Genomic DNA, 25,807 nt, shown 5'->3' on the forward strand with positions numbered 1-25,807 from the left:
TTTCCTTTCCCCCCCCCTCGTCCTCTCCCCCCCCCCCCCCCCCCCCCCCCCCCCTCTTCCCCCTCCCCCCACCCCCCCCCCCCCCCCCCCCCCCCCCCCCCCCGCGCCCGGTCCCGCGTGGCCGGCCCCGCGGTGGGTATCCGTTCCCCCATGACTGTGGAGAAGACGAGCGTCCTCGTTCTGGACTGCGCCGAACCGCTGGAGCTGGCCGAGTTCTACGCCGGTCTGCTGGCCGGGGAGACCCGGATAGGCGACGACCCCGATTTCGTCGAGATCGTCGGCAACGCCGGCGTGCACCTGGCGATCCGCCGCGACCACGGCTACGCGCCGCCGAGCTGGCCCCGTCCGGAGGACTCCCAACAGGCCCATCTGCGCATCCTGGTGGGACGGGACGACATCGACGAGGCCGAGCGGGAGGCGATCTCGCTCGGCGCCCGGCCCGTGGACACCGGCGAGAGCAACAGCGGCCCGCGGGACGTCCGGGTGTACTCCGACCCGGCGGGCCACTCCTTCTCGCTGGCGGTGGCCCCGCTTCCGGCGGGCTGAACCGGGGATCGGCGCCCCGGGGGGCGGTGCGCGCCCGGCGGAGGGGACTGTGCCCCAACAGGCCCTTACGCCGGGCGAGTTGATAAACAGGAAAGTTTCCCAACACTGTTGACGTCAATTGGAAGGAACCTTTACTTTCAGTGCTGCCGACATGGCGCTTCCCCACCCCTCCGAAGGGAGCACCACCATGCACCAGCGCACCACTCCCCCCGCCGAGCCCACCTCCGCGACCGGTCGCCGCCGGCTCGCCCGCAAGGCCCTGCTCGCCGCGTCCGCGCTCGGTGTCGCCACCGCGCTCATGGCTCCCGTCCGGGCGGGAGCCGTTCCGGCCCCCGCCTCCCCCGGCGCTCCCACCGCCGCTGCCGCCACCCCGCTCGCCGCCAACGGACAGCTCTCCGTCTGCGGCCGCCAGCTCTGCAACTCCTCCGGCCAGGCGGTCGCCCTCAACGGGATGAGCACGCACGGCACCCAGTGGTACGCCCAGTGCGTCACCAACGGCTCGCTCGACGCCCTGGCCACGGACTGGCGCGCCGACGTCCTGCGCGTCTCCACCTACGTCCAGGAGGGCGGCTACGAGACCGACCCGGCCGGGTTCACGGCCCGCGCGCAGAAGTTCGTGGACGCGGCGCACGCCCGCGGCATGTACGCCGTCATCGACTGGCACATGCTCGACCCGGGCGACCCGAACGCCAACCTGTCGCGGGCGAAGACCTTCTTCACCGCGATGGCCAAGAAGTACAAGGACCACCCCGGCGTCCTCTACGAGATCGCCAACGAGCCCTCGGGCGTGAGCTGGTCGGCGGTCAAGTCGTACGCCGAGAAGATCATCCCGGTGATCCGGGCCCAGGACTCCGACGCGGTCGTGCTGGTCGGCACGCGCGCCTGGTCCTCCTTCGGCGTCTCGGAGGGCTCCGACGAGAAGGAGGTCGTGAACAACCCGGTGCGCGCCTCGAACATCATGTACACCTTCCACTTCTACGCGGCCTCGCACCGCGAGGAGTACCTCGCCACCCTCGACCGGGCCTCCGACAAGCTGCCCGTCTTCGTGACCGAGTTCGGGACGCAGAACTACGCCGGCGAGGGCGCCAACGACTTCACCATGTCGCAGCGCTACCTCGACCTGATGAAGCGCAAGAAGATCTCCTGGACGAACTGGAACTACTCCGACGACCACCGCTCCGGCGCCGTCTTCAAGACCGGCACCTGTAGCGGGAGCAACTGGGCCGGCACCGGCGTCCTGAAGGAGGCCGGGGTCTGGATCCGCGACCGCATCCGCCAGTGACCCGCACCGCCCGGACGGGCGGTACGGCGGTGCGGTGACGCACCGGTGAGCGCGGTCGGCGGGCGGCCGGCCCCCTGCGGGCGGCCGGCGCCGGGCGGGACGCTCCCGGCCTCCGGGTCGGGGGCGTTCCGCCTCCGCGGGGCGCGGTCGCCCGCTCTCCACCCGGACGATGCCGGGAATTAACCGATGATGGCTTGTCACGCCGTGTTCTACGCGCATAGTTTTTGCCCTCACTACTCAGTTGGGGGCACCACCCGTGCAGATACTCAGATCCGGTTCCGTCCTGCTGACCGGCGCCGTCGCCGTCACCCTCGCCGTGACCGCACTGCCGGCCGCCCAGGCGACCCCGTCCGCCACCGCCGTGATCTCCGAGGTGTACGGCGGCGGCGGCAACACGGGCGCGCGGTTGAGCCGCGACTTCGTCGAGCTGGCCAACGCCGGCTCCGCGTCCTACGACGTGGGCGGCCTCAGCGTCCAGTACCTGCCGGGCGCCCCGTCGGCCGGTTCGCTCTGGCAGGTCTCCCCGCTGTCCGGCAGGATCGCGCCCGGCGGCCGCTACCTGGTCGCCCAGGCCGCGGGCGCCGGCGGGACCGTGGCCCTGCCCACCGCCGACGCCACCGGCACGATCGCGATGGCGGCGGGCAGCGGGACGGTCGCCCTGGTCACCGGGACGGCGCCCCTGACCTGCCGGACGGCGGCGGCCTGCGCCGCGGACGCCCGGATCGTCGACCTGGTCGGCTACGGCTCCGCGGTCGTCCGCGAGGGCGGCGGACCGGTCCCCGGCGCCTCCGCCACCGCCTCCGTCTCCCGGTCGGCCTCGCTCGCCGACACCGACGACAACGCCGCCGACCTCTCCGCCTCCGCCCCGACCCCGGTCAACGCGGCCGGCGAGACGTCCGGGGGCGGCCAGGGGCCGGAGGAGCCCGGCCCGACCGAGCCCGGCCCCGTCCGGATCCACGACATCCAGGGCGCCACCCGCCTCTCCCCGCTCGCCGGCACGACGGTCACCGGGGTCCCCGGCGTCGTCACCGGCGTGCGCACCGCCGGCTCGCGCGGCTTCTGGTTCCAGGACACCGCGCCCGACGGCGACCCGCGCACCGGCGAGGGCCTGTTCGTCCACACCGGCGCGAGCGCCCCGGCCGTGGCGGTCGGGGACGCGGTCCTGGTGAGCGGGAAGGTCGCCGAGTACTACCCGAGCGCCGGCGCCCAGTCGGTCACCCAGATCAGCGCGCCCCGCACCACGGTGCTCTCCTCCGGCAACGCGCTGCCCGCCCCGGTCGTCCTGGACGCCCGCTCGGTCCCGGCCGGCTACGTGCCCTCGGCGGGCGGCGGATCGATCGAGGCGCTGCCCCTGGAGCCCTCGGTCTACGCCCTGGACCTGTACGAGGCGCTGGAGGGCTCGCGGGTCCGGATCGCCGACACCCGCGTGACCGGGGCGACGACCGCGTACGACGAGGTCTGGGTGACGGTCAAGCCCGGCGAGAACCCGACCCCGCGCGGCGGCACGCTCTACGCCTCCTACGAGGACCAGAACACCGGTCGGCTCAAGGTGATGTCGCTGGACCCGGCGCGTCCGGTGCCGGCGGCGAACGTCGGGGACGTGCTCGCGGGCAGCACCACCGGGGTGCTCGACTACGCCTCGTACGGCGGCTACAACCTCCAGGCCACCGAGCTGGGGACGATCACCGACAACGGGCTGCGGCGCGAGGTCACCCGCCGGCAGAAGCCGAACGAGTTGGCCGTCGCCACGTACAACGTGGAGAACCTGGACGCGCGCGACGAGCAGGCCAAGTTCGACACCCTGGCCGAGGGCGTCGCGGTCAACCTGGCCTCGCCCGACATCGTCTCGCTGGAGGAGATCCAGGACGACAACGGCGCGGTGAACGACGGCACGGTGGGCTCGGAGGCGACGCTGAAGCGGTTCACCGACGCGATCGCGGCGGCGGGCGGCCCGCGCTACGCCTGGCGCTACGTCGCGCCGGAGAACAACAAGGACGGCGGCGAGCCCGGCGGCAACATCCGCAACGTCTTCCTCTTCAACCCGCAGCGGGTCTCCTTCACCGACCGCTCGGGCGGCGACGCCACCACGCCGGTGAAGGCCGTGGAGACCTGGAAGGGCGTGCGCCTCTCCGCCTCCCCCGCCCGGATCGATCCGGCGAGCCCGGCGTGGGCCAACAGCCGCAAGCCGCTGGTGGGCGAGTTCGTCTTCCGCGGCCGGCCGGTCTTCGTCATCGGCAACCACTTCGCGTCCAAGGGCGGCGACCAGTCGCTGCACGGCCGGTACCAGGAGCCCGCGCGCTCCTCGGAGCAGCAGCGGGTGCGGCAGGCGGCCGAGGTCAACACCTTCGTCACCTCCCTGCTGAAGGCGGACGAGTCGGCTCGGGTCATCACCCTCGGCGACCTCAACGACTTCGCGTTCTCCCCGACGATGCGGACGCTGACCGACGGCGGCGTCCTCAACCCGCTGATCGAGACGCTGCCCGCCTCCGAGCGGTACAGCTACGTCTTCGACGGCAACTCGCAGACGCTGGACCACATCCTGACGAGCCCCGGCATCCAGCGGATCGACTACGACGTGGTGCACATCAACGCGGAGTTCGCCGACCAGGCGAGCGACCACGACCCGCAGCTCGTCCGCGTGAAGCTCAACGGCCCTCCCGGGCACTGACGTCCGAGGGGGCGGATGCCTGGCGCGGCAGCACGACCGCGCCGGGCTCCGCCCCCGTGAAGAACCCGGCCACCAGCGCCGCCACGTCGTCGGCCCGCTCCAGCACGACCCAGTGGTCGGACTCCCCGAGCGTGAGGAACCGGCTGCCCTCGATGGTCGCGGCGAACTCCCGCTGCCGCTCGGGCGACGAGACCGTGTCGTGTTCCCCGGCGAAGACCAGCGCCGGTACGCCGCGCAGACCGCCGGAGAAGTCGGGCCGGTCCGCGAGCGCCCGCTCCAGCGAGTCGACCGCGTGCGGCGAGCGGGCGAGCGCGTGCAGGAAGGAGCGCCGGACGTACCGCCGCGCCAACTCCCGCCGGTAGACCGCTCGTTCGGGGTCCAGGCACATCAGCGCGTCGGTGGCGAGCGCGGCGAACCCCTCGCGGTCCCCGGCCGCCAGCAGCGCGCGGGCCCGCTCCCAGGCGGCGGCCTGCGCGGCGCCGATGTGGACCGGGACGCCGCCCAGGGCCAGGCGCGCCACCCGGTCGGGGTGGCGGCGGGCGAACCCGAAGGCGATGGCGGTGCCGTAGGAGAAGCCGAAGACGTTCAGCCGCGGCGCGCCGAGGTCGTCCGCGATACGCAGGACGGCCCGGCGCAGGAGGTCCGCGCCGGGGCCGGGCGGGAGCGGGTCGGCGCTGCCCATGCCGGGCAGGTCGGCGGTGACCACGTCGGCGTGCGGCCCCAGGTGGTCGTCCATCTGGGGCCAGCCGAACATCCCCTGGAGCGCGCCTCCCAGGACGAGGGCGGGTTCGGTGGCCGGGGCGCCGCCGGGCGCGGAGCGCGGCAGGACGCGGTAGCCGAAGCGCACCCCGTCCACCGACAGCGTCCGGATGATCTCCTCGGACATGTGCTCTCGCGTTCCCTTCCGGTCAGGCCCTGGTGAGGACGAGCGCCGCGTTGTGGCCGCCGAAGCCGAGCGACGTCTTGACGGCGCAGTCGAAGGAGGCGTCGCGGGCCTCCTTGGCCACCACCTCGATCGGGATGCGCGGATCGGGCGCGTCCAGGTTGACGGTGGGCGGGACGCGCTGGTGCTGCAGGGCGAGGACGGTGAGCGCGGTCTCGATGCCGCCGGCCGCTCCGAGGGTGTGCCCGGTCATCGCCTTGGTGGAGGTCACCAGCGGCCCCTCGCCCAGGACCCGGTGGAGCATGGCCGCCTCGATCAGGTCGTTGGAGAGGGTGGAGGTGCCGTGGGCGTTGACGTGCCCGACGTCGGCCGGGGCGAGGCCGGCGTCGGCGAGGGCGGTGCGCAGGGCGCGCTCGATCCCGAGGCCGTCGGGGTCCGGCGCGACGGCGGAGAGGGCGTCGCTGGAGGCCCCGTACCCGCTGACGTGGGCGCGGACGGCGGCGCCGCGGGCGCGGGCGTGCTCCGGGTGCTCCAGGACCAGCAGACCCGCGCCCTCGCCGACGACGAAGCCGTCGCGGTGGGTGTCGAAGGGGCGGCAGGCCGCCTCGGGGTCCTCGCGGCGGGTGGAGACGGCCTTGAGGCGGCAGGCGCTGGCGATCAGGAGGCGGGTGCAGGTGGATTCGGCGCCGCCCGCGATGACGATGTCGCAGGCCCCGGAGCGCAGCATCTGGTGCGCGGTGCCGATGGCGACGGTGCCGGAGGAGCAGGCGGTGGAGACGGCCTGGCTGGGGCCGTGGACGCCGAGGTCCAGACTGACGCTGCTGGCCGCGCCGTTGACGACGCTGAGCGGGGCGAGCTTCGGGGAGACCCGGCGCGGGCCGCGTCCCGCGAGGGCGGCGGACTGCTCGTCGTAGAAGGGCAGTCCGCCGTGGGCGGAGCCGATGACGACGCCGACCCGGCCGCTGTCCCAGACGGACGGGTCGAGCCCGGCGTCCGCGACGGCCTCGCGGGCGGCGATGACGGCGAGTTGGGCGAAGCGGTCCATCAGCCGCTGGGCGGCCACGCCGAGGAGGGCCTGCGGGTCGCAGTCGGTGACGGAGTAGAAGAAGTCGCAGGGCAGGTCGGCCAGTTCGGGCCGGGGGCCAACGGAGGGGACGAGCCCCTCGGTGACGTCGCGCCAGGTGGCGTCCGTGCCCGTGCCGGCGGAGGTGACCAGCCCCAGCCCGGTGACGGCCGCGGTGAAGGGGGCGAGCACCGGGCGGCGGTAGGGCCGGGCGGGGGCGCTCACGCGGCGGCCTTGGCGTGCACGGCCTCGACCAGGCGGCCGAGGGTGTCGCGCGAGGTGAGCGCGATGTCCTCCAGGTCCACGTCCAGCCGGTCCTCGATGAGCAGCCGCAGCTCCTCCAACGCGAGGGAGTCCAACCGCAGCCGGTGGAGCGGAACGTCGGGCCGCAGGGCCTCGGGGTCGGTTCCGAACTTCGCTACCAGCAGGGCGCTGATCTCTTCCGACGTGCTCATTGGCGCTCCTGGGCTCGGTGACGCGGTGACGCCTGCCGCGTGCGGGAGATCGGGGGGCCATCGGGGGACGCCGGCTGCTCCGGAGCAACCCTTTATACGCCTTCGCGGGCGGGCTCCCGGCTTCCGTTCCCCCGTGCGGCGGGAGGGCTGCGCAGGTGTACGAATCCCCGGTGCCGGAAGCGGGGGCGGGCCCGCACCGGACCGGCCCGCCGCGGCCCTTCTGGCGCGCCGGTCCCGACCGTAGGATCCGCGCTCATGAACACGAAGACTCCCGCGTCCCCCGGCGACCCCGCCCTGTTCGCCACCATGTCCACGATGCGCGCCATGCGCCGGCTCAAGCCGGACCCGGTGCCCGAGGAGATGGTCGAGCGGTTGGTCCAGGCCGCCGTCTGGGGCCCCAGCGGCGGCAACATGCAGGCCTACGAGTACGTCGTGGTGACGGACCGCGAGGTGATGGCGCGGCTCGCCCCGCTGTGGAGACGGTGCGTGGACGCGTATCTGGCGACGACCGGGAAGTACCCGCCGAAGGGCATGGACGAGGCGGCGTACGGCCGGATGGTCGCGGCGATCACGTACCAGCGCGACCACTTCGCCGACACGCCGGTGCTGATCCTGCCGTGCTACCGCTTCCCCGAGCCCCGGCCGGACGAGGAGGGGCCGGCCGCCTTCGCGCGGGCGCTCGGTCCGGCGGGCACGCGGCACATGGCGCGGACGCAGACGCGCTTCCAGGCGCTGGCGGAGGGCTCCTGCGTCTATCCGGGGGTCCAGAACCTCCTGCTCGCGGCACGGGGTCTCGGGCTCGCGGCGAACATCACCATCTGGCACCTGATGCTGGAGCCGGAGTGGAAGCGGGAGCTGGGCATCCCCGAGGAGATGGCCACGTTCGCGGCGATCCCGGTGGGGTGGCCGCAGGGCAACTTCGGGCCGGTCCGGCGCAGGCCGGTGGCGGAGGTCGTCCACCGCGACCGCTGGTAGCGGCCGCGTCAACCGGAGCACCGGCCCCTGTCGGGTGACGCCCGCCCTCACCCGACAGGACCAACGTATCGCGCAACTCAGCGTCGGCAACCGGCCGTTGCCACCGCCCAAGGCTCGTCATCGCGTTGTCATGCACAAACCATATCGATAGCCTGACGGCGCGTTCGACCCCCCTTCGGCCCGTCCGGGCCCGAAGGCCCCACCCCTTCCTCGCGGCCCCCGCGGACACCCCCTGCGCCCGCTCCCGCGGATGTCGGCGGTCCGCCGCAGAGCAGGAGCACCCATGCCCCACCGCCCCGCGGCCCGCGCCAGGGCCCGCGCATCGGCCCTCGCCGTCCTCACCGCCTCGGCCCTCCTCGCGACCGGGTCCCCCGCCGTCGCCGCCCCGGAGCCGGTCGCGGCCGGCCCGGTGAACCGCGCCTTCGCCGAAGCGGCCCGCGCCTACGGCGTGCCGCGCGACCTGCTGGCCGCCGTCGGCTACGGCGAGAGCCGCCTGGACGGCCACGAGGGCACCCCGAGCCAGGCCAACGGCTACGGCGTGATGCACCTGGCGAGCAACCCCGCCAACCACTCCCTGGAGAAGGCCGCCGAGCTGACCGGCGCGAGCACGGCACGGCTGCGCCGGGACACGGCGGCCAACATCCTCGGCGGCGCGGCCGTCCTGCGCGACCACGCCGACGCCCTGGGCCTGGACGGCCCCGAGCGCCGCGACGTGGACGCCTGGTACCCGGCGGTGGCCCGCTACAGCGCGGCGAAGGGGCCGGTCGCGGCGCTCTACGCGGACGCGGTGTACACGTTCCTCGCCGAGGGCGTCGCCGCGCGGGCGCCCGGCGGCGAGGAGGTGCGCGTGCCCTCCCGCCCGGTCGACCCGGACAGGGGCGCGTCGGCGGCCTCGGCCGTCCAGAGCCCCGACCACCCCACGGCGCGCTGGATGCCGGCCGCCGCCGGGAACTTCGCCGCCGGCCGCACGGCGGCCGTCGACAAGGTGGTCGTCCATGTCACGCAGGGCTCGTACGCCGGTTCCATCAGTTGGTTCCAGAACCCGGCGTCCCAGGTCAGCGCGCACTACACGCTCCGCTCGTCGGACGGCGAGATCACCCAGTCGGTACGGGAGAAGGACACCGCCTACCACGCCCGCAGCGCCAACGCCTCGTCGTTCGGGATCGAGCACGAGGGGTTCGTCGACAACCCGGCCTGGTTCACCGACGCGATGTACCGCTCCTCCGCCGCGCTGACCGCCCACCTCTGCGCGAAGTACGGCATCCCCAAGGACCGGGCGCACATCGTCGGCCACAGCGAGGTCCCCGGCAACGACCACACCGATCCGGGCCCGAACTGGGACTGGAACCGCTACATGGAGCTGGTCGGCGGGACGGCCGGCGGGGGCGACGGGCTGACCTTCCCCGTGTACACCACCCAGCGCTCCGGCTCCTCGGGCCCGCAGGTGCGGGCGGTCCAACGGCTGCTCAACGACCAGGGGTACGCGGCGGGGGCGGAGGACGGCAGCTTCGGGCCCGCCACGCAGAGCGCCGTGCTGTCCTTCCAGCGGGCCCGCGCGCTCGACCCGGACGGCACGGTCGGCCGCAGGACCTGGACGGCGCTGCTGTCCGCCGGCACGACCCCGGCCCTGGCGCGCGGCGGCACGGGCGACGCGGTGAAGCGGCTCCAGCGGGCCCTGACCGCGGCGCTGGGCGCCGCCGTGGACGTGGACGGCAGCTTCGGCCCGGCCACGCAGACGGCGGTGCGCGACTACCAGGGCAGCCGCGGGCTCACGGTCGACGGCGCGGTGGGCCCGGCCACCTGGGCGGCGCTGCAGACCGGCCGCTGAGTCGGGGGCGCGGCGGGGTGCGGCGGGGGTGCGCGCCGGGGCGCGCCCCTCACTCCACCGCGCCGACCGGGTAGCCGATCTCCTCGGCGTCCTGCGCCAGGTCGGCGAGTTCCCGCTGGGGGGCGAGCGCGGCGACCACCTCGCGGGTGAGCGGGCGCAGCGCGTAGACGTGGCGCACGGCGTCGAGGTCGACGGGGAGCTCGAAGCAGTCCTCGGCCCACTCCCGGTAGGACTCGGGGGTGTTGGCGACGAGGAGCTGGAAGAGCCAGTCGGCGCCGTCGCAGTCCTCCCCCTCCTCCGGGAACGCGACGGCGCCCGCCCGCCAGCGGTCGTCGCCGCTCTCGCGCCAGAGGCAGGCGGTGACCGCGGGCAGGCCGGCGTCGTCGGTGAACGCGGGCTCGTCCACGTACCGGCGGAAGACGGCGGGCACCTCGTCGAGCACGCCGGGCCAGGGGGCGTCGTCCCCGTACGGGCTCATCGGGGACTCGTGGTCGAAGCCGCGGGCGTACGCCCCGGCGGCGGAGAAGACCACGGAGTACTCCCCGCCCGCCCCGTCGCGCATCGAGGCCAGCGACTCGGTCGGCGACCAGCGGGCGTCGAAGCCGTGCCAGCGGTGGTCCCACTCCGGGCAGAGGACGGCGTCGAGCATCGCCAGGGAACGGCAGAGGTCGGCGAGGGCGGATATGCCCGGCAGCCCGCGGGCCACGTCGTGAACGCTCATGGGCCCATCCAACCGCACCGGCCAGAAGCTCAGGCCGGCGAGGCGACCGGCCGGGGGCCGCCGTCGTGGTGGATGGGGGTGTGCGCCCCGGTGAGCGGCACGCCGCTGCCGCCGCGCCGGACTGCGACGATCTCGGCCGCGATGGACAGGGCCGTCTCCTCGGGCGTACGGGCTCCGAGGTCGAGGCCGATCGGCGAGCGCAGCCGGGCCAGTTCGCCTTCGGAGACGCCGGCCTCGCGCAGGCGCTCGTGGCGCTCCAGGTGGGTGCGGCGCGACCCCATCGCGCCGACGTAGGCGACCGGGAGGCGCAGGGCGGCCTCCAGCAGCGGCACGTCGAACTTGACGTCGTGGGTGAGGACGCAGAGCACGGTGCGCGCGTCGGTGGCGGTGCGGGCCAGGTAGCGGTGGGGCCAGGCGACGACGACCTCGTCGGCCTCCGGGAAGCGCGCCGCGGTGGCGAAGACCGGTCGGGCGTCGCAGACGGTGACCCGGTAGCCGAGGAACTTCCCCGCCCGCACCAGGGCGGCGGCGAAGTCGATGGCGCCGAACACGATCATGCGGGGCGGTTCCACGCCGGACTCGACGAGGAGCGTGAGGGGCCGGCCGCAGCGGGAGCCCTCCGCGCCGATGGCGAGCGGCCCGGTGCGGCCGGCGTCCAGCAGCGCGCGGGCCTCGGCGGCGACGGCCGCGTCGAGCGCCGGATGGCCGCCGAGCCCGCCCTCGCGGCTGCCGTCCGGACGGACGAGGAGCGGGGAGCCGAGCAGCTCGTCCGGCCCGTCCGTGACCCGCGCCAGGGCGATCGGCGCCCCCTCGGCGGCGGCCGCGAGCGCGGCGGCGAACACCGGGCGGGCGGGGTCGTCCGCCCGTACCGGCGTGACCAGGATGTCGATGACGCCGCCGCAGGTCAGGCCGACCGCGAAGGCGTCCTCGTCGCTGTAGCCGAAGCTCTCCAGGACGGACCTGCCGTCCTGGAGGGCCTGGCGGCACAGTTCGTAGACCGCCCCCTCCACGCACCCCCCGGAGACCGAGCCGATGACCGCGCCGTCGCGGTCGACGGCGAGCGCGGCCCCCGGCTGACGGGGCGCGCTGCCGCCGACCGCCACCACGGTGGCGACGGCGAAGTCGCGCCCCCGCGCCACCCACCGGTGCAGCTCCTCGGCGATGTCCAGCATGGCGTGCCTCCTCTGGTGCAGGGGCCGGGGGCGTCAGTGGACGCCCAGCCAGCCCTCGATCGGGTTGAGGGCGAAGAAGACCACGAAGACGGCCGTCAGCCCCCACATGAAGGCGCCCACCTCGCGGGCCCGGCCCTGGGCCAGTTTGATGGCCGTGTACGAGATGACGCCCGCGGCGACACCGGCGGTGATGGTGTAGGTGAAGGGCATCAGGACCACGGTCAGGAAGACCGGGACGGCCACGGAGCGGTCGCCCCAGTCCACGTGGCGGGCGTTCTGCATCATCATCGCTCCGATGACGACGAGGGCGGCGGAGGCCACCTCGGTCGGCACGATCGCGGTGAGCGGGGTGAAGAAGAGGCAGGCGGCGAAGAACAGCCCGGTGACGACGGAGGCGAGGCCGGTGCGGGCCCCCTCGCCGACCCCGGTGGCCGACTCGACGAAGACCGTCTGGCCGGACCCGGAGGCGACGCCGCCGATGACGCCGCCGGCCCCGTCGATGAACAGCGCCTTGGACAGCCCCGGCATCCGGCCCCGCTCGTCGGCGAGCCCGGCTTCGGAGCCGACGCCGATGATGGTGGCCATCGCGTCGAAGAAGCCGGCCAGCACCAGGGTGAAGACGATGACGCCGACGGTCATCACGCCGATGTCGCCCCAGCCGCCGAACTCGACGTCGCCGAAGAGCGAGAAGTCGGGGGCGGAGACGGCGCCGCCCCGCAGCTCGGGCGGGCCGCTGCTCCACGCCTCGGCGTCCACGTCGGCGATCGTGTTGACCGCGAGGGCCAGCAGGGTGCCGGCGACGATGCCGAGCAGGATCGCGCCGGGGACGCCGCGCGCCTGGAGCATGAAGATGAGCAGGAGCGTCACGCAGAAGACCAGGACGGGCCAGCCGGTGAGTTCGCCGGCCGGGCCGAGGGAGACCGGGGTCGCCCGGCCCTGCTGGACGAATCCGGCCTTGTAGAGGCCGATGAGCGCGATGAAGAGTCCGATGCCCATGGTGATGCCGTGCTTGAGGGCGAGCGGCATCGCGTTCATGATCATTTCGCGGAGCCCGGTGACCACCAGGAGGCAGATCACCGCTCCGTAGACCACGCACATGCCCATGGTCTGCGGCCACGTCATGTTCGGCGCGACCTGCGAGGCGAGCACCCCGGAGACGCTGAGCCCGGCGGCGAGCGCCAGGGGCGCCTTGCCGACGAAGCCCATGAGCAGGGTGGTCGCGGCCGCCGCGAGGGCGGTCGCGGTGATCAGCCCGCTGCGGGCGAGGACGTCGCCGGCGACGTCCTCGCCGCCGAGGATCAGCGGGTTGAGCAGGAGGATGTAGGCCATGGCCATGAAGGTCGTGGTGCCGCCGCGCACCTCGCGGGCCACGGTGGTCCCCCGGTCGGTGAGGTGGAAGTACCGGTCGAGCCACGGTCTCTTGGCGGGGAGGCGCGAGCCGGGGCCCGCCTTCCGCGCGCCGCTCTCCGGTTTGGCCGGCTGCTGGGTCATGGTGGCTGACTCCCGAGGTTCGCAGGGGCGCCCGCGGGGGGACTGCTGACCGCGGGTTCTGGGACGGCCGCGTCGGCCGTACGCCCCGGAGACGGCCGGGACGGGGTGGAGCAGCAGGTGCGCGGGCGCGGGGCCCGGGCGGCGGCGCCGTGCGGGGTGGAGGACCGCGAGCGGTGCGGTGCTCGGCGTCCGCGGGCGGCGGGGCGGGCGCGGGAGCGGTGCGCTCCCGGCTCGGCCCGCCGCCCCGAGGCGCTCAGCCGCCGGTGAGGTGTTCGGGACGCACCGGCGTCCTGGCGAGCTCCAGCCCGGTCGCGTCCCGGATCGCCGCGAGGACGGCCGGGGTCGACGACAGGGTGGGCGCCTCGCCGACGCCGCGCAGCCCGTACGGGGCGTGGACGTCGGCGAGTTCGAGCACGTCGACCGGGATGGCCGGGGTGTCGAGGATGGTGGGGATCAGGTAGTCCGTGAAGGAGGGGTTGCGCACCTTCGCGGTCCTCGGGTCGACGATGATCTCCTCCATCACCGCGATGCCGAGGCCCTGGGTGGTGCCGCCCTGGATCTGGCCGACCACGGAGAGCGGGTTGAGGGCCTTGCCGACGTCCTGGGCGCAGGCCAGCTCCACCACCTTGACCAGCCCGAGTTCGGTGTCGACCTCGACGACGGCGCGGTGCGCGGCGAAGGAGTACTGGACGTGGCCGTTGCCCTGGCCGGTGTGCGGGTCGAACGCCTCGGTGGGCCGGTGCCGCCACTCCAGTTCGACGTCGACCGCCTCGTCCCCGAGGACCTCCGCGAGGTCGGCGAGCACCTCGCCGCCGTCGGTGACGACCTTGCCGCCCTCCAGGCGGAGTTCGGCGGTGGCCCAGGCCGGGTGGCGGGCCCCGAGCTTGGCGCGGCCCATCTCCAGGACCTTCTCCCGTACGGCTTCGCAGGAGTTCTTGACCGCGCCGCCGGTGACGTACGTCTGGCGGGAGGCGGAGGTCGATCCGGCGGAGCCGACCCGCGTGTCGGCCGGGTGGATGGCGACCTGGCCGACGCCGAGTTCGGTGCGGGCGATCTGGGCGTGGACGGTGACGCCGCCCTGGCCGACCTCGGCCATCGCGGTGTGCACGGTGACGACCGGTTCGCCGCCCACGGCCTCCAGCCGGACGCGGGCGGTGGAGTAGTCGTCGAAGCCCTCGGAGAAGCCGACGTTCTTGAGCCCGACGGCGTAGCCGACGCCGCGCACGACGCCTTCGCCGTGGGTGGTGTTGGAGAGTCCGCCGGGCAGCGCCCTGACGTCCACGCCGCCGGGCGCCAACCACTGCCGCTCGGGCGGCATCGGCCGGGCCTTGACCCGGCGCAGCAGCTCGGCGACCGGGGCCGGCGAGTCGCAGGGCTGGCCGGTCGGCAGCAAAGTGCCCTGCTCCATGGCGTTGAGCTGCCGGAACTCCACCGGGTCTAGGCCGAGCGCGGCGGCGAGCTTGTCCATCTGCGCCTCGTAGGCGAAGCACGCCTGGACCGCGCCGAAGCCGCGCATCGCGCCGCAGGGCGGGTTGTTGGTGTAGAGGGCGATGGCCTCGATGTCGACGTCCTCGACGGCGTACGGGCCGACGGAGAGCGAGGAGGCGTTGCCGACGACCGCCGGGGAGGCGGAGGCGTACGCGCCGCCGTCCAGGACGATGCGGCACTTCACGTGGGTGAGCCTGCCGTCCCTGGTCGCGCCGTGCTCGTAGGAGAGCTTGGCGGGGTGGCGGTGGACGTGCCCGAAGAAGGACTCGAACCGGTTGTAGACGATCTTGACGGGCCTGCCGGTGCGGAGTGCCAGCAGGCAGGCGTGGATCTGCATGGAGAGGTCCTCGCGACCGCCGAAGGCCCCGCCGACGCCGGAGAGCGTCATGCGGACCCGGTCCTCGGGCAGGCCGAGGACCGGGGCGATCTGCCGGAGGTCGGAGTGCAGCCACTGGGTGGCGACGTACAGCTCGACGCCGCCGTCCTCGCAGGGCACGGCGAGGCCGGACTCGGGGCCGAGGAACGCCTGGTCCTGCATTCCGAAGACGTACTCGCCCCGGACGACGACGTCGGCGCGCTTCGCGGCCCCGTCGGCGTCGCCCCGGACGATCGGCTGGCGGTGCAGGATGTTGGGGTGCGGGACGTGGGCCAGGTGGTGGTCGTCGCGGTCCTCGTGGACGAGCACGGCGTCCGGGGCGGTCGCCGTGGCCTCGTCGACGATCAGGGGGAGCTCCCGGTACTCGACCCTGATGCGGGCGGCGGCGCGGCGCGCGGTCTCCGGGTGGTCGGCGGCGACGAGGGCGACCGGCTCGCCGTGGTGGCGGACCTTGCCGTGGGCGAGGACCGGGGTGTCCGGGATCTCCAGGCCGTAGTTCTTGGTCGCGGCGGGCAGGTCGTCGTAGGTCAGGACGGCGTGGACGCCGGCCATGGCCAGGGCCTCGGAGGTGTCGATGGACACGATCTCGGCGTGCGCGACGGTGGAGCGCAGCGTCTGCCCCCACAGCATGTCCTCGTGCCACATGTCGGAGGAGTACGCGAACTCGCCGGTGACCTTGAGGGCGCCGTCCGGGCGCGGCGTGGACTCGCCGATGCCGCCCGCGGCGGGCGAGGCCTGGGTGAGCCGGGTGGGGGTTCCGGCCGGTGCGGTCGTGGCCTCGGGGGACGTCGTCATGACCGGGCCTCCTCCTGGCGGGCGGCGGCGAGGCGGACCGCGTCGAGGATCTTCTCGTAGCCGGTGCAGCGGCACAGGTTGCCGGAGAGGGCCTCGCGGACGTCCTGGTCGGACGGGGAGGGGTTCCTCTCCAGGAGTTCGTCCGCGGCGACCAGCAGTCCGGGGGTGCAGAAGCCGCACTGGACGGCTCCCGCGTCGAGGAACGCCTGCTGGACCGGGGAGAGCGGGGCGCTCCCGTCGGCGGGCCTGGCCTGCCAGTGGCGGGCGGCCTCCGGCGCGGTGCCGCACGCGCCGGGGGCGCGGCCACCGCCGGGACGGGCGTCCTCGCGGTGCCTGGCGTAGTCGGCCAGCCCTTCGACGGTGACGACCTCGCGGCCCTCGACCTGGCCGGCGGCGACCAGGCACGAGCAGACCGGGACGCCGTCCAGGCGGACCGTGCAGGACCCGCACTCGCCCTGTTCGCAGGCGTTCTTGGAGCCGGGCAGGCCCATGCGCTCGCGCAGGACGTACAGGAGGGACTCGCCCTCCCACACGTCGTCGGCCTCCTGCCGCCGTCCGTTGACCGTGAAGACGACTCGCATGGTCACGCGGCTCCTTCCCGTGTCCGGCCCGCTCCGCGGTACTGCTCCCAGGCCCAGCCGAGCGTCCGGCGGGCCATGACGCCGACCGCGTGCCGGCGGTACGCCGCGGTGCCCCGTACGTCGTCGATGGGGGTGCAGGCGCCCGCGGCGAGGGTGGCGAACTGCCGGGCGATCGAGGGGGTGATGATCCTGCCGTTCTCCCAGAACCCGCCCTCGTCGAGCGCGGCGTTCAGGAACTCCTCGGCCACCTCGGCCCGCACGGGCGTCGGGGCGGCCGAGCCGATCCCGGTGCGCACGGTGCGGGTGCGCGGGTGCAGCGCGAGGCCGAAGGCGCACACCGCGATGACCATCGCGTTGCGGGTGCCGACCTTGGAGTACTGCTGGGGGCCGTCCGCCCTGCGGACGTGGACGGCGCGGATCAGCTCGTCCGGCTCCAGGGCGTTGCGCTTGACGCCGGTGTAGAACGCGTCGATGGGGATGAGCCGGGTGCCGCGCACCGACGCGACCTCGACCTCGGCGCCCGCGGCGAGCAGCGCCGGGTGCGCGTCCCCGGCGGGCGAGGCGGTGCCGAGGTTGCCCCCGACGCCGCCGCGGTTGCGGATCTGCGGGGAGGCGACGGTGTGCGAGGCGATCGCCAGGCCGGGCAGTTCGGCCCGCAGGTGCTCCATGATCGCGCTGTACGGGACGGAGGCGCCGAGCCGCACGCTGTCCCGGCCCACCTCCCACCGGGACAGCTCGCCGACGCGGTTCAGGTCCAGGAGGCAGTCGGGCCGCCGGTGGTCGAAGTTGATCTCGACCATCACGTCGGTGCCGCCCGCGATGGGCACGGCCGTGGGGTGCTCGGCCTTCGCGGCGAGCGCCTCCTCCCAGCCGGAGGGGCGAAGGAAGTCCATGAGCGGCTCTCTTCTCGATCGGATCGGGTCGTTCGCCGGGCTGGGGACGGCCGGCCCTCGACGGCTCGTACGGGTCGTTCACGTCGTGTTCACGCGGTGTGTGACCCAGTACACAAGCCGCGCCCCCGCCGGTGCAGTCACCGAAACGCCGAAGCGGTTGGCTGGCCTCCGCTCACGTCTTGTAGATTCGAACGAATGGCGGAGACCGGTGGTCCCACCCCTCCCACCGGTACCCGCGGCCCCATGCCCCCTCCCCCGACCCGTGCTCCTTCATCCACCTGCTCACCCGTGCGGCCGCTTCCCCGCCCGCGGACATCTGCCCCTCACCCACGGAAAGAACGGCGACGACATGCGGCTGCGCGCACTGCTGGAGACCGACGCGCTGGGCCTGCGGCTGCTCGGCGGCGAGGACGAGCTGGACCGGACGGTCCGGGGCGTCATGACGACGGACCTGCGCGATCCCAGCCGCTATCTCTCCGGCGGCGAGCTGGTGCTGACGGGCCTGGCGTGGCACCGGGACGCGGCGGACTCCGAGCCGTTCGTCCGCATCCTGGCGGGCGCGGGGGTGGCCGGTCTCGCGGCGGGCGAGGCGGAGCTGGGCGACGTCCCGGCCGACCTGGTCGAGGCGTGCCGCCGCCACCGCCTCCCCCTCTTCGCCGTCCACGAGACCGTGGCGTTCGCGACGATCACCGAGCACGTGGTGCGACAGGTCTCCGGCGAGCGGGCGGGCGACCTGGCGGCCGTGGTGGAGCGGCACCGCCGGTTGATGACCTCGGGCCCGGCGGGCGGCGGCCCCGAGGTCGTCCTGGACCTGCTCACCTCGGACCTGGACCTGCGGGCCTGGGTGCTCTCCCCCACCGGCCGCCGGATCGCCGGGGCGGGCGAGCTGTCGGGCGAGCTGGGCGCGGCGCTGGCCGGGCGCCATCTGGCGGCGACCCGTTCGGGCCGGCGGGGCCCGCACCGGGCGGTCGTCGCCGGCACGGCGTACGCCCTCTTCCCCATCCGCTCCACCGGCCGGGGCACTCTCCCGGCCGGCGGCGACGTGCGGGAGTCGGCGCTCTCCGACTGGCTGCTGGCCGTCGAGGCGGACGCCTCGGACTGGCCCGCCGCCCGGCTCGACCTGCTCCAGGGCGTCACGCAGTTGATCGCGGTCGAACGGGACCGCCGCGACGCGGCCCGTACCGTACGCCGCAGGCTCGCCCAGGAGGTCCTGGAGCTGGTCCAGGCGGGCGCCGCCCCGGCCGAGATCGGGGCCCGGCTCCGGGTCGCCGCCCCGGTCCTGCTGCCGGGCCTCGGGGCGGCCCCGCGGTGGCAGGTCGTGGTGGCCCGCGTCGAGTGGAGCGCGCCGGGCGGCCCGGCCGCCGTCGACGCCGCGGGCGGCCCGGTCGCCCAGGCGCTGCTGGAGGAGATCCTCGCCGACCCGGCGGTCGGCGGCCCCGACTCCACCGACCGGATCGCCGTCGCCCACACGGAGGAGGAGGCCGTCGCCCTGGTGCCGCTGTCCGCGCCGCCGGAGGGCGCGGCCGAGGACCCGGCGGGCGACGGGGAGGCCGCGCTGCACGCCGACGCGCTGCTGGCGGCCGTGCGCGAGCCGCTCGAACAGGGTCTGGCCGACGACGGCCGGCTGACGCTGGGCGTCAGCGCGGCCGTGCACTCGGCCGAAGGGCTGCGCGGGGCGCTGGAGGAGGCCCGGCACGCCCGCCGGGTGGCGGCGGCGCGACCGGGGCGGGTCTGCGCGGCCGGCCACCACGAGCTGGCCTCGCACGTGCTGCTCCTGCCGTTCGTCCCGGACGACGTCCGCCGCGCCTTCACCGCGCGGCTGCTGGACCCGCTGCGCGACTACGACCGGCGCCACCGGGCCGAGCTGATCGAGACGCTGGAGGCCTTCCTGGACTGCGACGGCTCCTGGACGCGCTGCGCGGCGCGGCTGCACCTGCACGTCAACACGCTGCGCTACCGCGTCGGCCGTATCGAGCAGTTGACGGGGCGGGATCTGGCGCGCCTGGAGGACAAGCTCGACTTCTTTCTCGCCCTGCGCATGAGCTGACCTCCGGGCCCGCGCCGGGGCCGCCCGGACGCCGGTGGCGGCGGCGCCGATTGTGAAATATTTCACCTGACATCGTCCGGACCTCTTGGCCCGGCGTGCCCATCCGTGCTGAGATGCGGCGTACTCGACAGCACAATGGCGCGCTCGGGGAGGGCAACGTGGCGCATACCGCCATGTCTGGTTCCGGAACGACAGCAGATGACGATCCGCCGCTCCAGACAGCGGTATGGCGGCTGCGCTCACGCGCCTGCTGGGTGGACGCCGCCGCCCTCCTGGAGCCGCACGCGGCGGCCGACCCGGCCGCGGCCCTCCAGCGCACCGCCCTACTGACCGAGCGGTGCCTGTACACCGGCCGGGGCTGGACCGACGCCGAGGACGCGCTGCGCACGGCGGAGGCCGTGGCCCGCACCGACGACGAGCGGGGCTCGGCCGCGTGCGAGCGGGGCCACCTCGCGTACGCCTCGACGCTCCTGGCGGCTCGGGACCGGGCCGACGAGGCGAGCGTGGCGCTGAGCCGGGCGGCCGCGCTGCTGGCCCCCGCCTCGCCGGCGCGGCCGCTGCTGGACTTCCGGCGCGGACTGATCGCCCAGAACATCGCGGACGCGCCGCAGTCCGCGCGCGCCGCCTTCCTCCGGGCGCACGCCGGGGCGCTCGCCCAGGGCGACGAGCTGCTGCTGTCGTCCACCTGGCGCCACCTGGCCGCCCTCGCCCTGCGCGAGGGCGAACGGGCCGAGGCCCGGCACGGCTTCGCGGAGTCGCTGCGGCTCCGGGTGGAGCTGGGCTTCCTGGTCGGCACGGCGCCGGCGCTGGTCTCCCTCGCGGAGACGGAGCCGGAGCCGGAGGCGGCCCGGCTGCACGCGGAGGCGGGGCGGCTGTTCCGCCTCCTCGACGGGGTGCCCACCTGGCTGGCCCCCCGGTTCGGCCCGCCGGCCCAGCGCACCGCCGAGGCGGGCTGAGCACGCCGCCCGGCCCCGGTCGGGGGCCGTCGGGTCAGCCGTCCGCGCCGGCGAAGTGCTCGCGGACGAGGGACCGGACGACGGCGAGGTCCTGGGCGACGAGGGCGTCGAGCAGGGCGGTGTGCTCGGCCGCGTCGGCCAGCAGGCCGGCCCGGCCGGCGGCGGGGTGGGAGACCAGCGGCCACTGGGAGCGCCGGTGCAGCTCGTCGGCGACGGCCACCAGTTGCCCGTTGCCCGAGAGCGCGAGGACCGCGCGGTGGAAGGCCCGGTCGGACTCGGCGTACCGGGCCCGGTCGCCCAGGGCCGCCGCCGCGACGGTGGCGTCCGCGAGCGGGCGCAGGCCGTTCCAGTCGGCCGCCGGGACCGTACGGGCCAGCCGCAGCATCACCGGGACCTCGATCAGGGCGCGCACCTCGGCCAGTTCGGCCAGTTCGCCGGGGCCGCGCTCGCTGACCCGGAAGCCGCGGTTCGGCACGACCTCGACGGCGCCCTCCAGGGCCAACTGCTGCATCGCCTCGCGCACCGGGGTGGCGGAGACGCCGAAGCGGGCGCCGAGCACCGGGGCGGAGTAGACCTCGCCCGGCAGCAGCTCGCCGTCGACGAGGGCGGCGCGCAGGGCGTCCAGGATTTGGCCCCGGACGGAGTGGCGGCGCACGGTGCGGGACGGCTCGCCGTGGGTGTGCTCGCCCCGGACGGTCGCCTCGCCGGCCGCGCGGCCGCCGCGCGGCCGCTGGGCCGTTCGGTCCTGCGCCGGGACGCGCGGGGAGCCGCCGGGGGCGTACGCCGGACGTGCGCCTTCTCGCGCGCTGTCCTGCTCCACCGGGCCCCCTCCGCCTGCCGCGGGCCGACTCGCGTACGCCGACCCCGCTGTGCACGATAGAGGGAGAAGGGCGCAGTTCACACATCGATGGCGTCGGGTAAGGTTAGCCTTACCTGCAAACGATCCCGATTCGGTGGTCCTGCATGACCCTCTCCCCGTCGTTCACCGACGCCCCGGCGCCTCCCGTGACCGCCGCGTACGACCGGCTGACCCAGGTCTTCCCCGGCCTGCGCGCCGACGTGCTCGACGGCGACGCCGTCGCCCCGTCCGGTGCGGGCTGGGTCGGCGCGGCCGAGCTGGCGGCCGGCGGCGACGCGGTGGACGCCTTCCTCGCCACCGACGACGCCCAGGTGCTGCGCGACTACGGCCGCAGGGCCCGCCCGGACGTGGTGGCCGGCTTCGGGCTGCACCGGTACGCCTGGCCCGCCTGCCTCCTGGTGACGCTGCCCTGGTTCCTCCAGCGCCGGGTGGTCCGCGTCCCCGTCGAGGACGTCGCCTTCCAGCGGGCGTCGGGGCGTCTGGCGGTGCGGGTGCGGGAGTTCGCCTGCCTGCCCGACGACCCGGCGGCCGCGCACCCCGGCGCCCGCGTGGTCCCGGACGAGGCGGCGCTGCGGGCCGAGGTCCTGGCCTCGCTCGCCGAGCACCTGGGCCCCGTCCTGGACGGCTTCGCGCCGCGTATGCGGCGCGGCAAGCGGGCCCTGTGGGGCATGGCGACGGACGAGATCGTCGAGAGCCTGTGGTACGTCGCGCACCTGATGGGCGAGGAGCGGCGCGCGATGGCCGAGCTGGAACTGCTGCTCCCCGGCACGACGAAGCCGTACGTCGGCGCGGCGGCGTTCCGCGAGCTGACCGGGCCCGAGGGCCAGTCGCTGCCGACGCGCGACCGCGCCAGTTGCTGCCTCTTCTACACGCTGCGCCCCGACGCGACCTGTGTGACCTGTCCGCGCACCTGCGACGCGGACCGGGTGCGCAGGCTCGTGGCCGCCTCCTGATCCACACCGCCCGTCCGGAGGACAGTCGGTCGAACACATTTCGACCGGCTCGGGCGGGTGTTCGCGCGGATTCCCCCCATCGGTTGGCTCCGCCTCCCCCATGGCGTGCTCTTGTCCCGAAACCCCCGGAGCGTCACGGCGCTTCCGTCACGATGGCGCACGAAACGCCCGCCGTGACGCAAGGGACCACGCATGAGACTGACCGACATACCACTCGACTGGCCGCTCCCGGCCGCCGTGCTGCTCATGGGGGTCATCGCGGCGGTGGCGGTGGTCGCACGCGGCAGGCGTGCCGCCGCGAAGGCGGCGGCCGACGACTCCTGGGAACGCGGCGAGGAGCGCCGCAGGCGCAAGGAGGCGCTGTACGCCACCGCCTCGTACCTCCTGCTGTTCTGCTGCGCGGCGGTCGCCGCCGCGCTCTCCTTCCACGGGCTCGTCGGCTTCGGGCGGCAGAACCTGAGCCTGAGCGGGGGCTGGGAGTACCTGGTCCCGTTCGGGCTCGACGGCGCCGCGATGTTCTGCTCCGTGCTGGCCGTACGGGAGGCGAGCCACGGCGACGCGGCGCTCGGCTCGCGGCTGCTGGTGTGGACGTTCGCCGGGGCCGCCGCCTGGTTCAACTGGGTGCACGCCCCTCGGGGCATGGACCACGCGGGCGCTCCGCACTTCTTCGCCGGCATGTCCCTCTCGGCCGCGGTGCTCTTCGACCGCGCGCTGAAGCAGACCCGCCGCGCCGCACTCCGCGAACAGGGCCTGGTGCCCCGCCCGTTGCCGCAGATCCGGATCGTCAGGTGGCTGCGGGCCCCCCGCGAGACCTTCGGCGCCTGGTCGCTGATGCTCCTGGAGGGCGTGCGCACGCTGGACGAGGCGGTGGACGAGGTGCGCGAGGACCGCCGGAGGCGGGAGCTGGAGCGGCTGCGCAGAAGGGACCAGGCGAAGCTGGACCGGGCCCGCATCAAGGCCCTGAACCGGCAGCACCGGGTCTGGGGGCGGCTCGGCCGGGGCGGCCAGGTGGACGTGCCCGCGCTCGCACCGTCCGGGGGCGGGCAGGCGCCGCCCGCCGTGGAGCCTGCCATAGCCGAGCCGGGTCACGTGCCCCTGCGCTCCCGGCCGTCCCTCCAAGCCGTCGGCCCGACGCGGTCGGCGGACGGCTCGACCGCGAGGAGTGCGGGCCGGGAGGGTGATCCGTACACCGTCGACCTCACCGCCGAGGACGACACCCAGGCGCTGCCCCGGCTCGACTCCCTGGAACGCAAACTCACGGACCTGGAGCAGCAGTTCAACTGAGCGTGCGGGTCGCCGACCCGCACGCTCCCCGGCGCGGGGCGCCGTTCAGCGCCGCTCGCCGTGCAGTTCGAACCAGACCACCTTGCCCAGCGCCTGCGCCTCCACTCCCCAGGCATCCGCCAGGCTCCGGACCAGGATCAGGCCCCTGCCGTGCGTACCGTCGTCGGCGTTCGGTACGTACGGCGCGGGCAGGTCCGCCTCGAAGTCCTGAACCTCCACCCGGAGGGTGGCGGGCGTCGCCGTGGCGGTCACCACGGCCCCGTGCCGGGTGTGGATCAGCGCGTTGGTCACCAACTCGCTCACCAGCAGCTCCGCCGCGTCCGTCCGCTCCGGTCCGGTGCGGTGCCGGAGGAACTCCCGCAGCTCGCGGCGGACCTCGCCCACCGCCGACCGCTCCGTATGGCCCACTCTGCGGCGCATCCGGGCCGGCTGCGCCTGCCCCGGTCTCCTGGCCCGCGGGCCGCGCCCCTCGGCGAGCCCGGCCTTCTTCTGGCTTTTCGTCATTTCCCCCGCCCGCACAGTGCACCGACCTCCTCTGTTCCGGCCGCCCGTCGAACAGCCTCACGGGATGGATGCCCCTGCACGCGCCCCGGCACGCTTGCCGTCTCGTCACGAGGTGAGCGGTCGGGAGCGGCGAGGGGCGCACGGATCACCCCCACCCGCGCACGCCGTCACCGCACGGCGCAGCCCCCGCCCGGCCCAGCGCACGCCCGCGCGCCCTCAAGGACGGGGCACGTTGCGCAGGTTGGAGCGGGCCATCTGGACCATGCGGCCCACCCCGCCGTCCAGCACGATCTTGCTGGCGGAGAGGGCGAAGCCGGTGACCATGTCGGCGCTGATCTTCGGGGGGATGGAGAGCGCGTTGGGGTCCGTGACGACGTCGACCAGGGCGGGCCCCCTGTGCCGGAACGCGTCCTTGAGCGCGCTCTGCAACTGCTTGGGCTTCTCCACCCGTACGCCGTAGGCCCCGGCCGCGCGGGCGATGGCGGCGAAGTCGGGGTTCTTGTTGGTGGTCCCGTACGAGGGGAGCCCGGCGACCAGCATCTCCAACTCCACCATGCCGAGCGAGGAGTTGTTGAACAGCACCACCTTCACCGGCAGGTCGTACTGCACCAGGGTGAGGAAGTCGCCCATCAGCATGGAGAATCCGCCGTCCCCGGACATCGCGACGACCTGCCGGTTCCGGTCGGTGAACTGGGCGCCGATGGCCTGCGGCAGGGCGTTGGCCATCGAGCCGTGGCTGAACGAGCCGATCACCCGCCGCCTGCCGTTCGGGGTGAGATAGCGGGCGGCCCACACGTTGTTCATCCCGGTGTCGACGGTGAAGACCGCGTCCTCGTCCGCGGTCTCGTCCAGCACCGAGGCGACGTACTCGGGATGGATCGGCACGTGCTTGTCGACCTTGCGGGTGTACGCCTTGACCACGCCCTCCAGGGCGTTCGCGTGCTTCTTCAGCATCCGGTCGAGGAACTTGCGGTCGGTCTTGGGCTGCACGCGGGGCGTCAGGCAGCGCAGCGTCTCGCGCACGTCGCCCCAGACGGCGAGGTCGAGCTTGGAGCGGCGGCCCAGGCGCTCGGGGCGCACGTCGACCTGCACGATCTTCACGTCGTCGGGGAGGAAGGCGTTGTACGGGAAGTCGGTGCCCAGGAGGATCAGCAGGTCGCACTCGTGGGTCGCCTCGTACGCGGCGCCGTAGCCGAGCAGTCCGCTCATCCCGACGTCGTACGGGTTGTCGTACTGGATCCACTCCTTGCCGCGCAGGGCGTGCCCGACCGGTGCCTTGACCTTCTCGGCGAACGCCATCACCTCGGCGTGCGCCCCGGCGGTGCCGCTGCCGCAGAACAGGGTCACCCGTTTGGCCTTGTCCACCATCCGGCAGAGCTTGTCGATCTCCTCGTCACCGGGGCGCACGGTGGGCCGCGTGGTGACGAGCGCGTGCTCGATGCTCTTCTCGGGGGCCGGTTCGGACGCGATGTCGCCGGGCATCGTGACGACGCTGACCCCGCCGCGCCCGATCGCGTGCTGGATGGCCGTCTGGAGCAGCCTCGGCATCTGCTGGGGGTTGGAGATCATCTCGTTGTAGTGGCTGCACTCCTGGAACAGCAGCTCCGGATGGGTCTCCTGGAAGTAGCCGAGGCCGATCTCGCCCGAGGGGATGTGCGAGGCGAGCGCCAGCACCGGCGCCATGGAGCGGTGGGCGTCGTACAGGCCGTTGATCAGGTGGAGGTTACCGGGGCCGCAGGAGCCGGCGCAGGCCGCCAACGAGCCGGTGACCTGGGCCTCCGCCCCGGCCGCGAAGGCGGCGGTCTCCTCGTGGCGGACGTGGATCCAGTCGATGGCGGAGTTGCGCCGGATGGCGTCCACGACGGGGTTCAGGCTGTCGCCGACGACTCCGTACAGGCGTTTGACGCCGGCCCTGACGAGGATGTCGACGAACTGCTCCGCCACGTTCTGCTTGGCCATGGATGCGCACCCTTCGCTGCCCGTGCTC

The 25,807-nt window shown here is 74.5% G+C and carries 21 protein-coding genes; 9 read left to right on the top strand and 12 right to left on the bottom strand.

Annotation, left to right across the window (positions count from 1 at the left end; translation table 11 throughout):
• Nucleotides 1-150: 150 nt before the first annotated feature.
• The 3 genes from ACZ6EJ_RS12880 (at nucleotide 151) to ACZ6EJ_RS12890 (ending at nucleotide 4,496) form a co-directional block, all read left to right on the top strand.
• Nucleotides 151-546 carry a VOC family protein gene (locus tag ACZ6EJ_RS12880; RefSeq protein ID WP_469266806.1) on the top strand — a complete coding sequence of 132 codons (396 nt, stop codon included), beginning with the start codon at nucleotides 151-153 and terminating at the stop codon, nucleotides 544-546.
• A gap of 187 nt (nucleotides 547-733) precedes the next feature.
• Nucleotides 734-1,828, top strand: coding sequence for a glycoside hydrolase family 5 protein (locus tag ACZ6EJ_RS12885; RefSeq protein WP_469266808.1), 1,095 nt, complete (start codon nucleotides 734-736; stop codon nucleotides 1,826-1,828).
• A gap of 256 nt (nucleotides 1,829-2,084) precedes the next feature.
• Nucleotides 2,085-4,496, top strand: coding sequence for an endonuclease/exonuclease/phosphatase family protein (locus ACZ6EJ_RS12890; RefSeq protein WP_469266809.1), 2,412 nt, complete (start codon nucleotides 2,085-2,087; stop codon nucleotides 4,494-4,496).
• Here the strand turns inward: ACZ6EJ_RS12890 and ACZ6EJ_RS12895 are convergent.
• The 3 genes from ACZ6EJ_RS12895 to ACZ6EJ_RS12905 are packed head-to-tail and all read right to left on the bottom strand — an operon-like array spanning nucleotide 4,474 to nucleotide 6,897.
• Nucleotides 4,474-5,382, bottom strand: coding sequence for an alpha/beta fold hydrolase (locus tag ACZ6EJ_RS12895; protein ID WP_469266810.1), 909 nt, complete (start codon nucleotides 5,380-5,382; stop codon nucleotides 4,474-4,476). The genes ACZ6EJ_RS12890 and ACZ6EJ_RS12895 overlap by 23 nt on opposite strands.
• A 22-nt stretch (nucleotides 5,383-5,404) precedes the next feature.
• Complete coding sequence (locus ACZ6EJ_RS12900; RefSeq protein WP_469266812.1) at nucleotides 5,405-6,667, bottom strand: beta-ketoacyl-[acyl-carrier-protein] synthase family protein; 1,263 nt, start codon at nucleotides 6,665-6,667, stop codon at nucleotides 5,405-5,407.
• Nucleotides 6,664-6,897: an acyl carrier protein gene (locus tag ACZ6EJ_RS12905; protein ID WP_469266813.1), complete on the bottom strand. Its 234-nt coding sequence runs from the start codon at nucleotides 6,895-6,897 to the stop codon at nucleotides 6,664-6,666. The genes ACZ6EJ_RS12900 and ACZ6EJ_RS12905 overlap by 4 nt, the downstream gene beginning before the upstream one ends.
• Nucleotides 6,898-7,152: 255 nt before the next feature.
• Here ACZ6EJ_RS12905 and ACZ6EJ_RS12910 point away from each other — a divergent pair, with 255 nt between their 5' ends.
• Together ACZ6EJ_RS12910 and ACZ6EJ_RS12915 are read left to right on the top strand one after the other, a co-directional pair.
• Nucleotides 7,153-7,872, top strand: coding sequence for a nitroreductase family protein (locus ACZ6EJ_RS12910; RefSeq protein WP_469266814.1), 720 nt, complete (start codon nucleotides 7,153-7,155; stop codon nucleotides 7,870-7,872).
• Between the two features lie 283 nt (nucleotides 7,873-8,155).
• Complete coding sequence (locus ACZ6EJ_RS12915) at nucleotides 8,156-9,700, top strand: peptidoglycan-binding protein (RefSeq protein WP_469266816.1); 1,545 nt, start codon at nucleotides 8,156-8,158, stop codon at nucleotides 9,698-9,700.
• A gap of 49 nt (nucleotides 9,701-9,749) precedes the next feature.
• On the opposite strand, the gene ACZ6EJ_RS12920 is transcribed toward ACZ6EJ_RS12915, so the two are convergent.
• From ACZ6EJ_RS12920 to ACZ6EJ_RS12945, 6 genes are all read right to left on the bottom strand, one after another.
• Nucleotides 9,750-10,421, bottom strand: a complete 672-nt coding sequence (locus ACZ6EJ_RS12920) for a hypothetical protein (protein ID WP_469266818.1) — start codon at nucleotides 10,419-10,421, stop codon at nucleotides 9,750-9,752.
• A 29-nt stretch (nucleotides 10,422-10,450) separates the two neighbouring features.
• Complete coding sequence (locus ACZ6EJ_RS12925) at nucleotides 10,451-11,593, bottom strand: XdhC family protein (protein ID WP_469266820.1); 1,143 nt, start codon at nucleotides 11,591-11,593, stop codon at nucleotides 10,451-10,453.
• A gap of 33 nt (nucleotides 11,594-11,626) precedes the next feature.
• Nucleotides 11,627-13,084: an NCS2 family permease gene (locus ACZ6EJ_RS12930; protein WP_469266821.1), complete on the bottom strand. Its 1,458-nt coding sequence runs from the start codon at nucleotides 13,082-13,084 to the stop codon at nucleotides 11,627-11,629.
• A gap of 253 nt (nucleotides 13,085-13,337) precedes the next feature.
• The gene (pucD, locus tag ACZ6EJ_RS12935) at nucleotides 13,338-15,743 is read right to left on the bottom strand and encodes a xanthine dehydrogenase subunit D (RefSeq protein WP_469266822.1); all 2,406 of its coding nucleotides are present in this window, start codon (nucleotides 15,741-15,743) and stop codon (nucleotides 13,338-13,340) included.
• The gene (locus tag ACZ6EJ_RS12940; RefSeq protein WP_469266921.1) at nucleotides 15,740-16,324 is read right to left on the bottom strand and encodes a (2Fe-2S)-binding protein; all 585 of its coding nucleotides are present in this window, start codon (nucleotides 16,322-16,324) and stop codon (nucleotides 15,740-15,742) included. Before ACZ6EJ_RS12940 ends, pucD begins: the two co-directional genes overlap by 4 nt.
• A 2-nt stretch (nucleotides 16,325-16,326) precedes the next feature.
• Nucleotides 16,327-17,217, bottom strand: coding sequence for an FAD binding domain-containing protein (locus ACZ6EJ_RS12945; protein ID WP_469266824.1), 891 nt, complete (start codon nucleotides 17,215-17,217; stop codon nucleotides 16,327-16,329).
• A gap of 349 nt (nucleotides 17,218-17,566) precedes the next feature.
• On the opposite strand from ACZ6EJ_RS12945, the gene ACZ6EJ_RS12950 reads away from it, so the two are divergent.
• Nucleotides 17,567-19,264 carry a PucR family transcriptional regulator gene (locus ACZ6EJ_RS12950; RefSeq protein ID WP_469266826.1) on the top strand — a complete coding sequence of 566 codons (1,698 nt, stop codon included), beginning with the start codon at nucleotides 17,567-17,569 and terminating at the stop codon, nucleotides 19,262-19,264.
• Between the two features lie 173 nt (nucleotides 19,265-19,437).
• A complete protein-coding gene (locus tag ACZ6EJ_RS12955) occupies nucleotides 19,438-20,220 on the top strand; it encodes a hypothetical protein (protein ID WP_469266827.1) in 783 nt (260 codons plus the stop codon).
• Nucleotides 20,221-20,254: 34 nt separating this feature from the next.
• Here ACZ6EJ_RS12955 and ACZ6EJ_RS12960 read toward each other — a convergent pair whose 3' ends face one another.
• Entirely contained in the window at nucleotides 20,255-21,040 is a 786-nt protein-coding gene (locus ACZ6EJ_RS12960; RefSeq protein ID WP_469266829.1) for a GntR family transcriptional regulator, read from the bottom strand.
• Nucleotides 21,041-21,183: 143 nt separating this feature from the next.
• Here ACZ6EJ_RS12960 and ACZ6EJ_RS12965 point away from each other — a divergent pair, with 143 nt between their 5' ends.
• Together ACZ6EJ_RS12965 and ACZ6EJ_RS12970 are read left to right on the top strand one after the other, a co-directional pair.
• Entirely contained in the window at nucleotides 21,184-22,032 is an 849-nt protein-coding gene (locus tag ACZ6EJ_RS12965; RefSeq protein ID WP_469266831.1) for a (2Fe-2S)-binding protein, read from the top strand.
• A gap of 192 nt (nucleotides 22,033-22,224) precedes the next feature.
• Complete coding sequence (locus ACZ6EJ_RS12970) at nucleotides 22,225-23,316, top strand: DUF2637 domain-containing protein (RefSeq protein ID WP_469266832.1); 1,092 nt, start codon at nucleotides 22,225-22,227, stop codon at nucleotides 23,314-23,316.
• A 45-nt stretch (nucleotides 23,317-23,361) separates the two neighbouring features.
• On the opposite strand, the gene ACZ6EJ_RS12975 is transcribed toward ACZ6EJ_RS12970, so the two are convergent.
• Entirely contained in the window at nucleotides 23,362-23,724 is a 363-nt protein-coding gene (locus tag ACZ6EJ_RS12975) for an ATP-binding protein (RefSeq protein WP_469266922.1), read from the bottom strand.
• 312 nt (nucleotides 23,725-24,036) lie between these two features.
• The gene (locus ACZ6EJ_RS12980) at nucleotides 24,037-25,779 is read right to left on the bottom strand and encodes a pyruvate dehydrogenase (protein ID WP_469266833.1); all 1,743 of its coding nucleotides are present in this window, start codon (nucleotides 25,777-25,779) and stop codon (nucleotides 24,037-24,039) included.
• Nucleotides 25,780-25,807 lie beyond the last annotated feature (28 nt).

This window comes from Streptomyces sp. NPDC041970 (assembly GCF_055588985.1).

Bases quoted from the DNA above. Each gene is read 5' to 3' on its own strand.
- ACZ6EJ_RS12940 (WP_469266921.1), bottom strand. From the start codon at position 16,324: ATGCGAGTCGTCTTCACGGTCAACGGACGGCGGCAGGAGGCCGACGAC.
- ACZ6EJ_RS12965 (WP_469266831.1), top strand. From the start codon at position 21,184: ATGACCCTCTCCCCGTCGTTCACCGACGCCCCGGCGCCTCCCGTGACC.
- ACZ6EJ_RS12980 (WP_469266833.1), bottom strand. From the start codon at position 25,779: ATGGCCAAGCAGAACGTGGCGGAGCAGTTCGTCGACATCCTCGTCAGG.
- ACZ6EJ_RS12910 (WP_469266814.1), top strand. From the start codon at position 7,153: ATGAACACGAAGACTCCCGCGTCCCCCGGCGACCCCGCCCTGTTCGCC.
- ACZ6EJ_RS12970 (WP_469266832.1), top strand. From the start codon at position 22,225: ATGAGACTGACCGACATACCACTCGACTGGCCGCTCCCGGCCGCCGTG.
- ACZ6EJ_RS12950 (WP_469266826.1), top strand. From the start codon at position 17,567: ATGCGGCTGCGCGCACTGCTGGAGACCGACGCGCTGGGCCTGCGGCTG.
- ACZ6EJ_RS12945 (WP_469266824.1), bottom strand. From the start codon at position 17,217: ATGGACTTCCTTCGCCCCTCCGGCTGGGAGGAGGCGCTCGCCGCGAAG.
- ACZ6EJ_RS12915 (WP_469266816.1), top strand. From the start codon at position 8,156: ATGCCCCACCGCCCCGCGGCCCGCGCCAGGGCCCGCGCATCGGCCCTC.
- ACZ6EJ_RS12905 (WP_469266813.1), bottom strand. From the start codon at position 6,897: ATGAGCACGTCGGAAGAGATCAGCGCCCTGCTGGTAGCGAAGTTCGGA.
- ACZ6EJ_RS12885 (WP_469266808.1), top strand. From the start codon at position 734: ATGCACCAGCGCACCACTCCCCCCGCCGAGCCCACCTCCGCGACCGGT.
- ACZ6EJ_RS12880 (WP_469266806.1), top strand. From the start codon at position 151: ATGACTGTGGAGAAGACGAGCGTCCTCGTTCTGGACTGCGCCGAACCG.
- ACZ6EJ_RS12955 (WP_469266827.1), top strand. From the start codon at position 19,438: ATGTCTGGTTCCGGAACGACAGCAGATGACGATCCGCCGCTCCAGACA.
- ACZ6EJ_RS12920 (WP_469266818.1), bottom strand. From the start codon at position 10,421: ATGAGCGTTCACGACGTGGCCCGCGGGCTGCCGGGCATATCCGCCCTC.
- pucD (WP_469266822.1), bottom strand. From the start codon at position 15,743: ATGACGACGTCCCCCGAGGCCACGACCGCACCGGCCGGAACCCCCACC.
- ACZ6EJ_RS12895 (WP_469266810.1), bottom strand. From the start codon at position 5,382: ATGTCCGAGGAGATCATCCGGACGCTGTCGGTGGACGGGGTGCGCTTC.
- ACZ6EJ_RS12925 (WP_469266820.1), bottom strand. From the start codon at position 11,593: ATGCTGGACATCGCCGAGGAGCTGCACCGGTGGGTGGCGCGGGGGCGC.
- ACZ6EJ_RS12930 (WP_469266821.1), bottom strand. From the start codon at position 13,084: ATGACCCAGCAGCCGGCCAAACCGGAGAGCGGCGCGCGGAAGGCGGGC.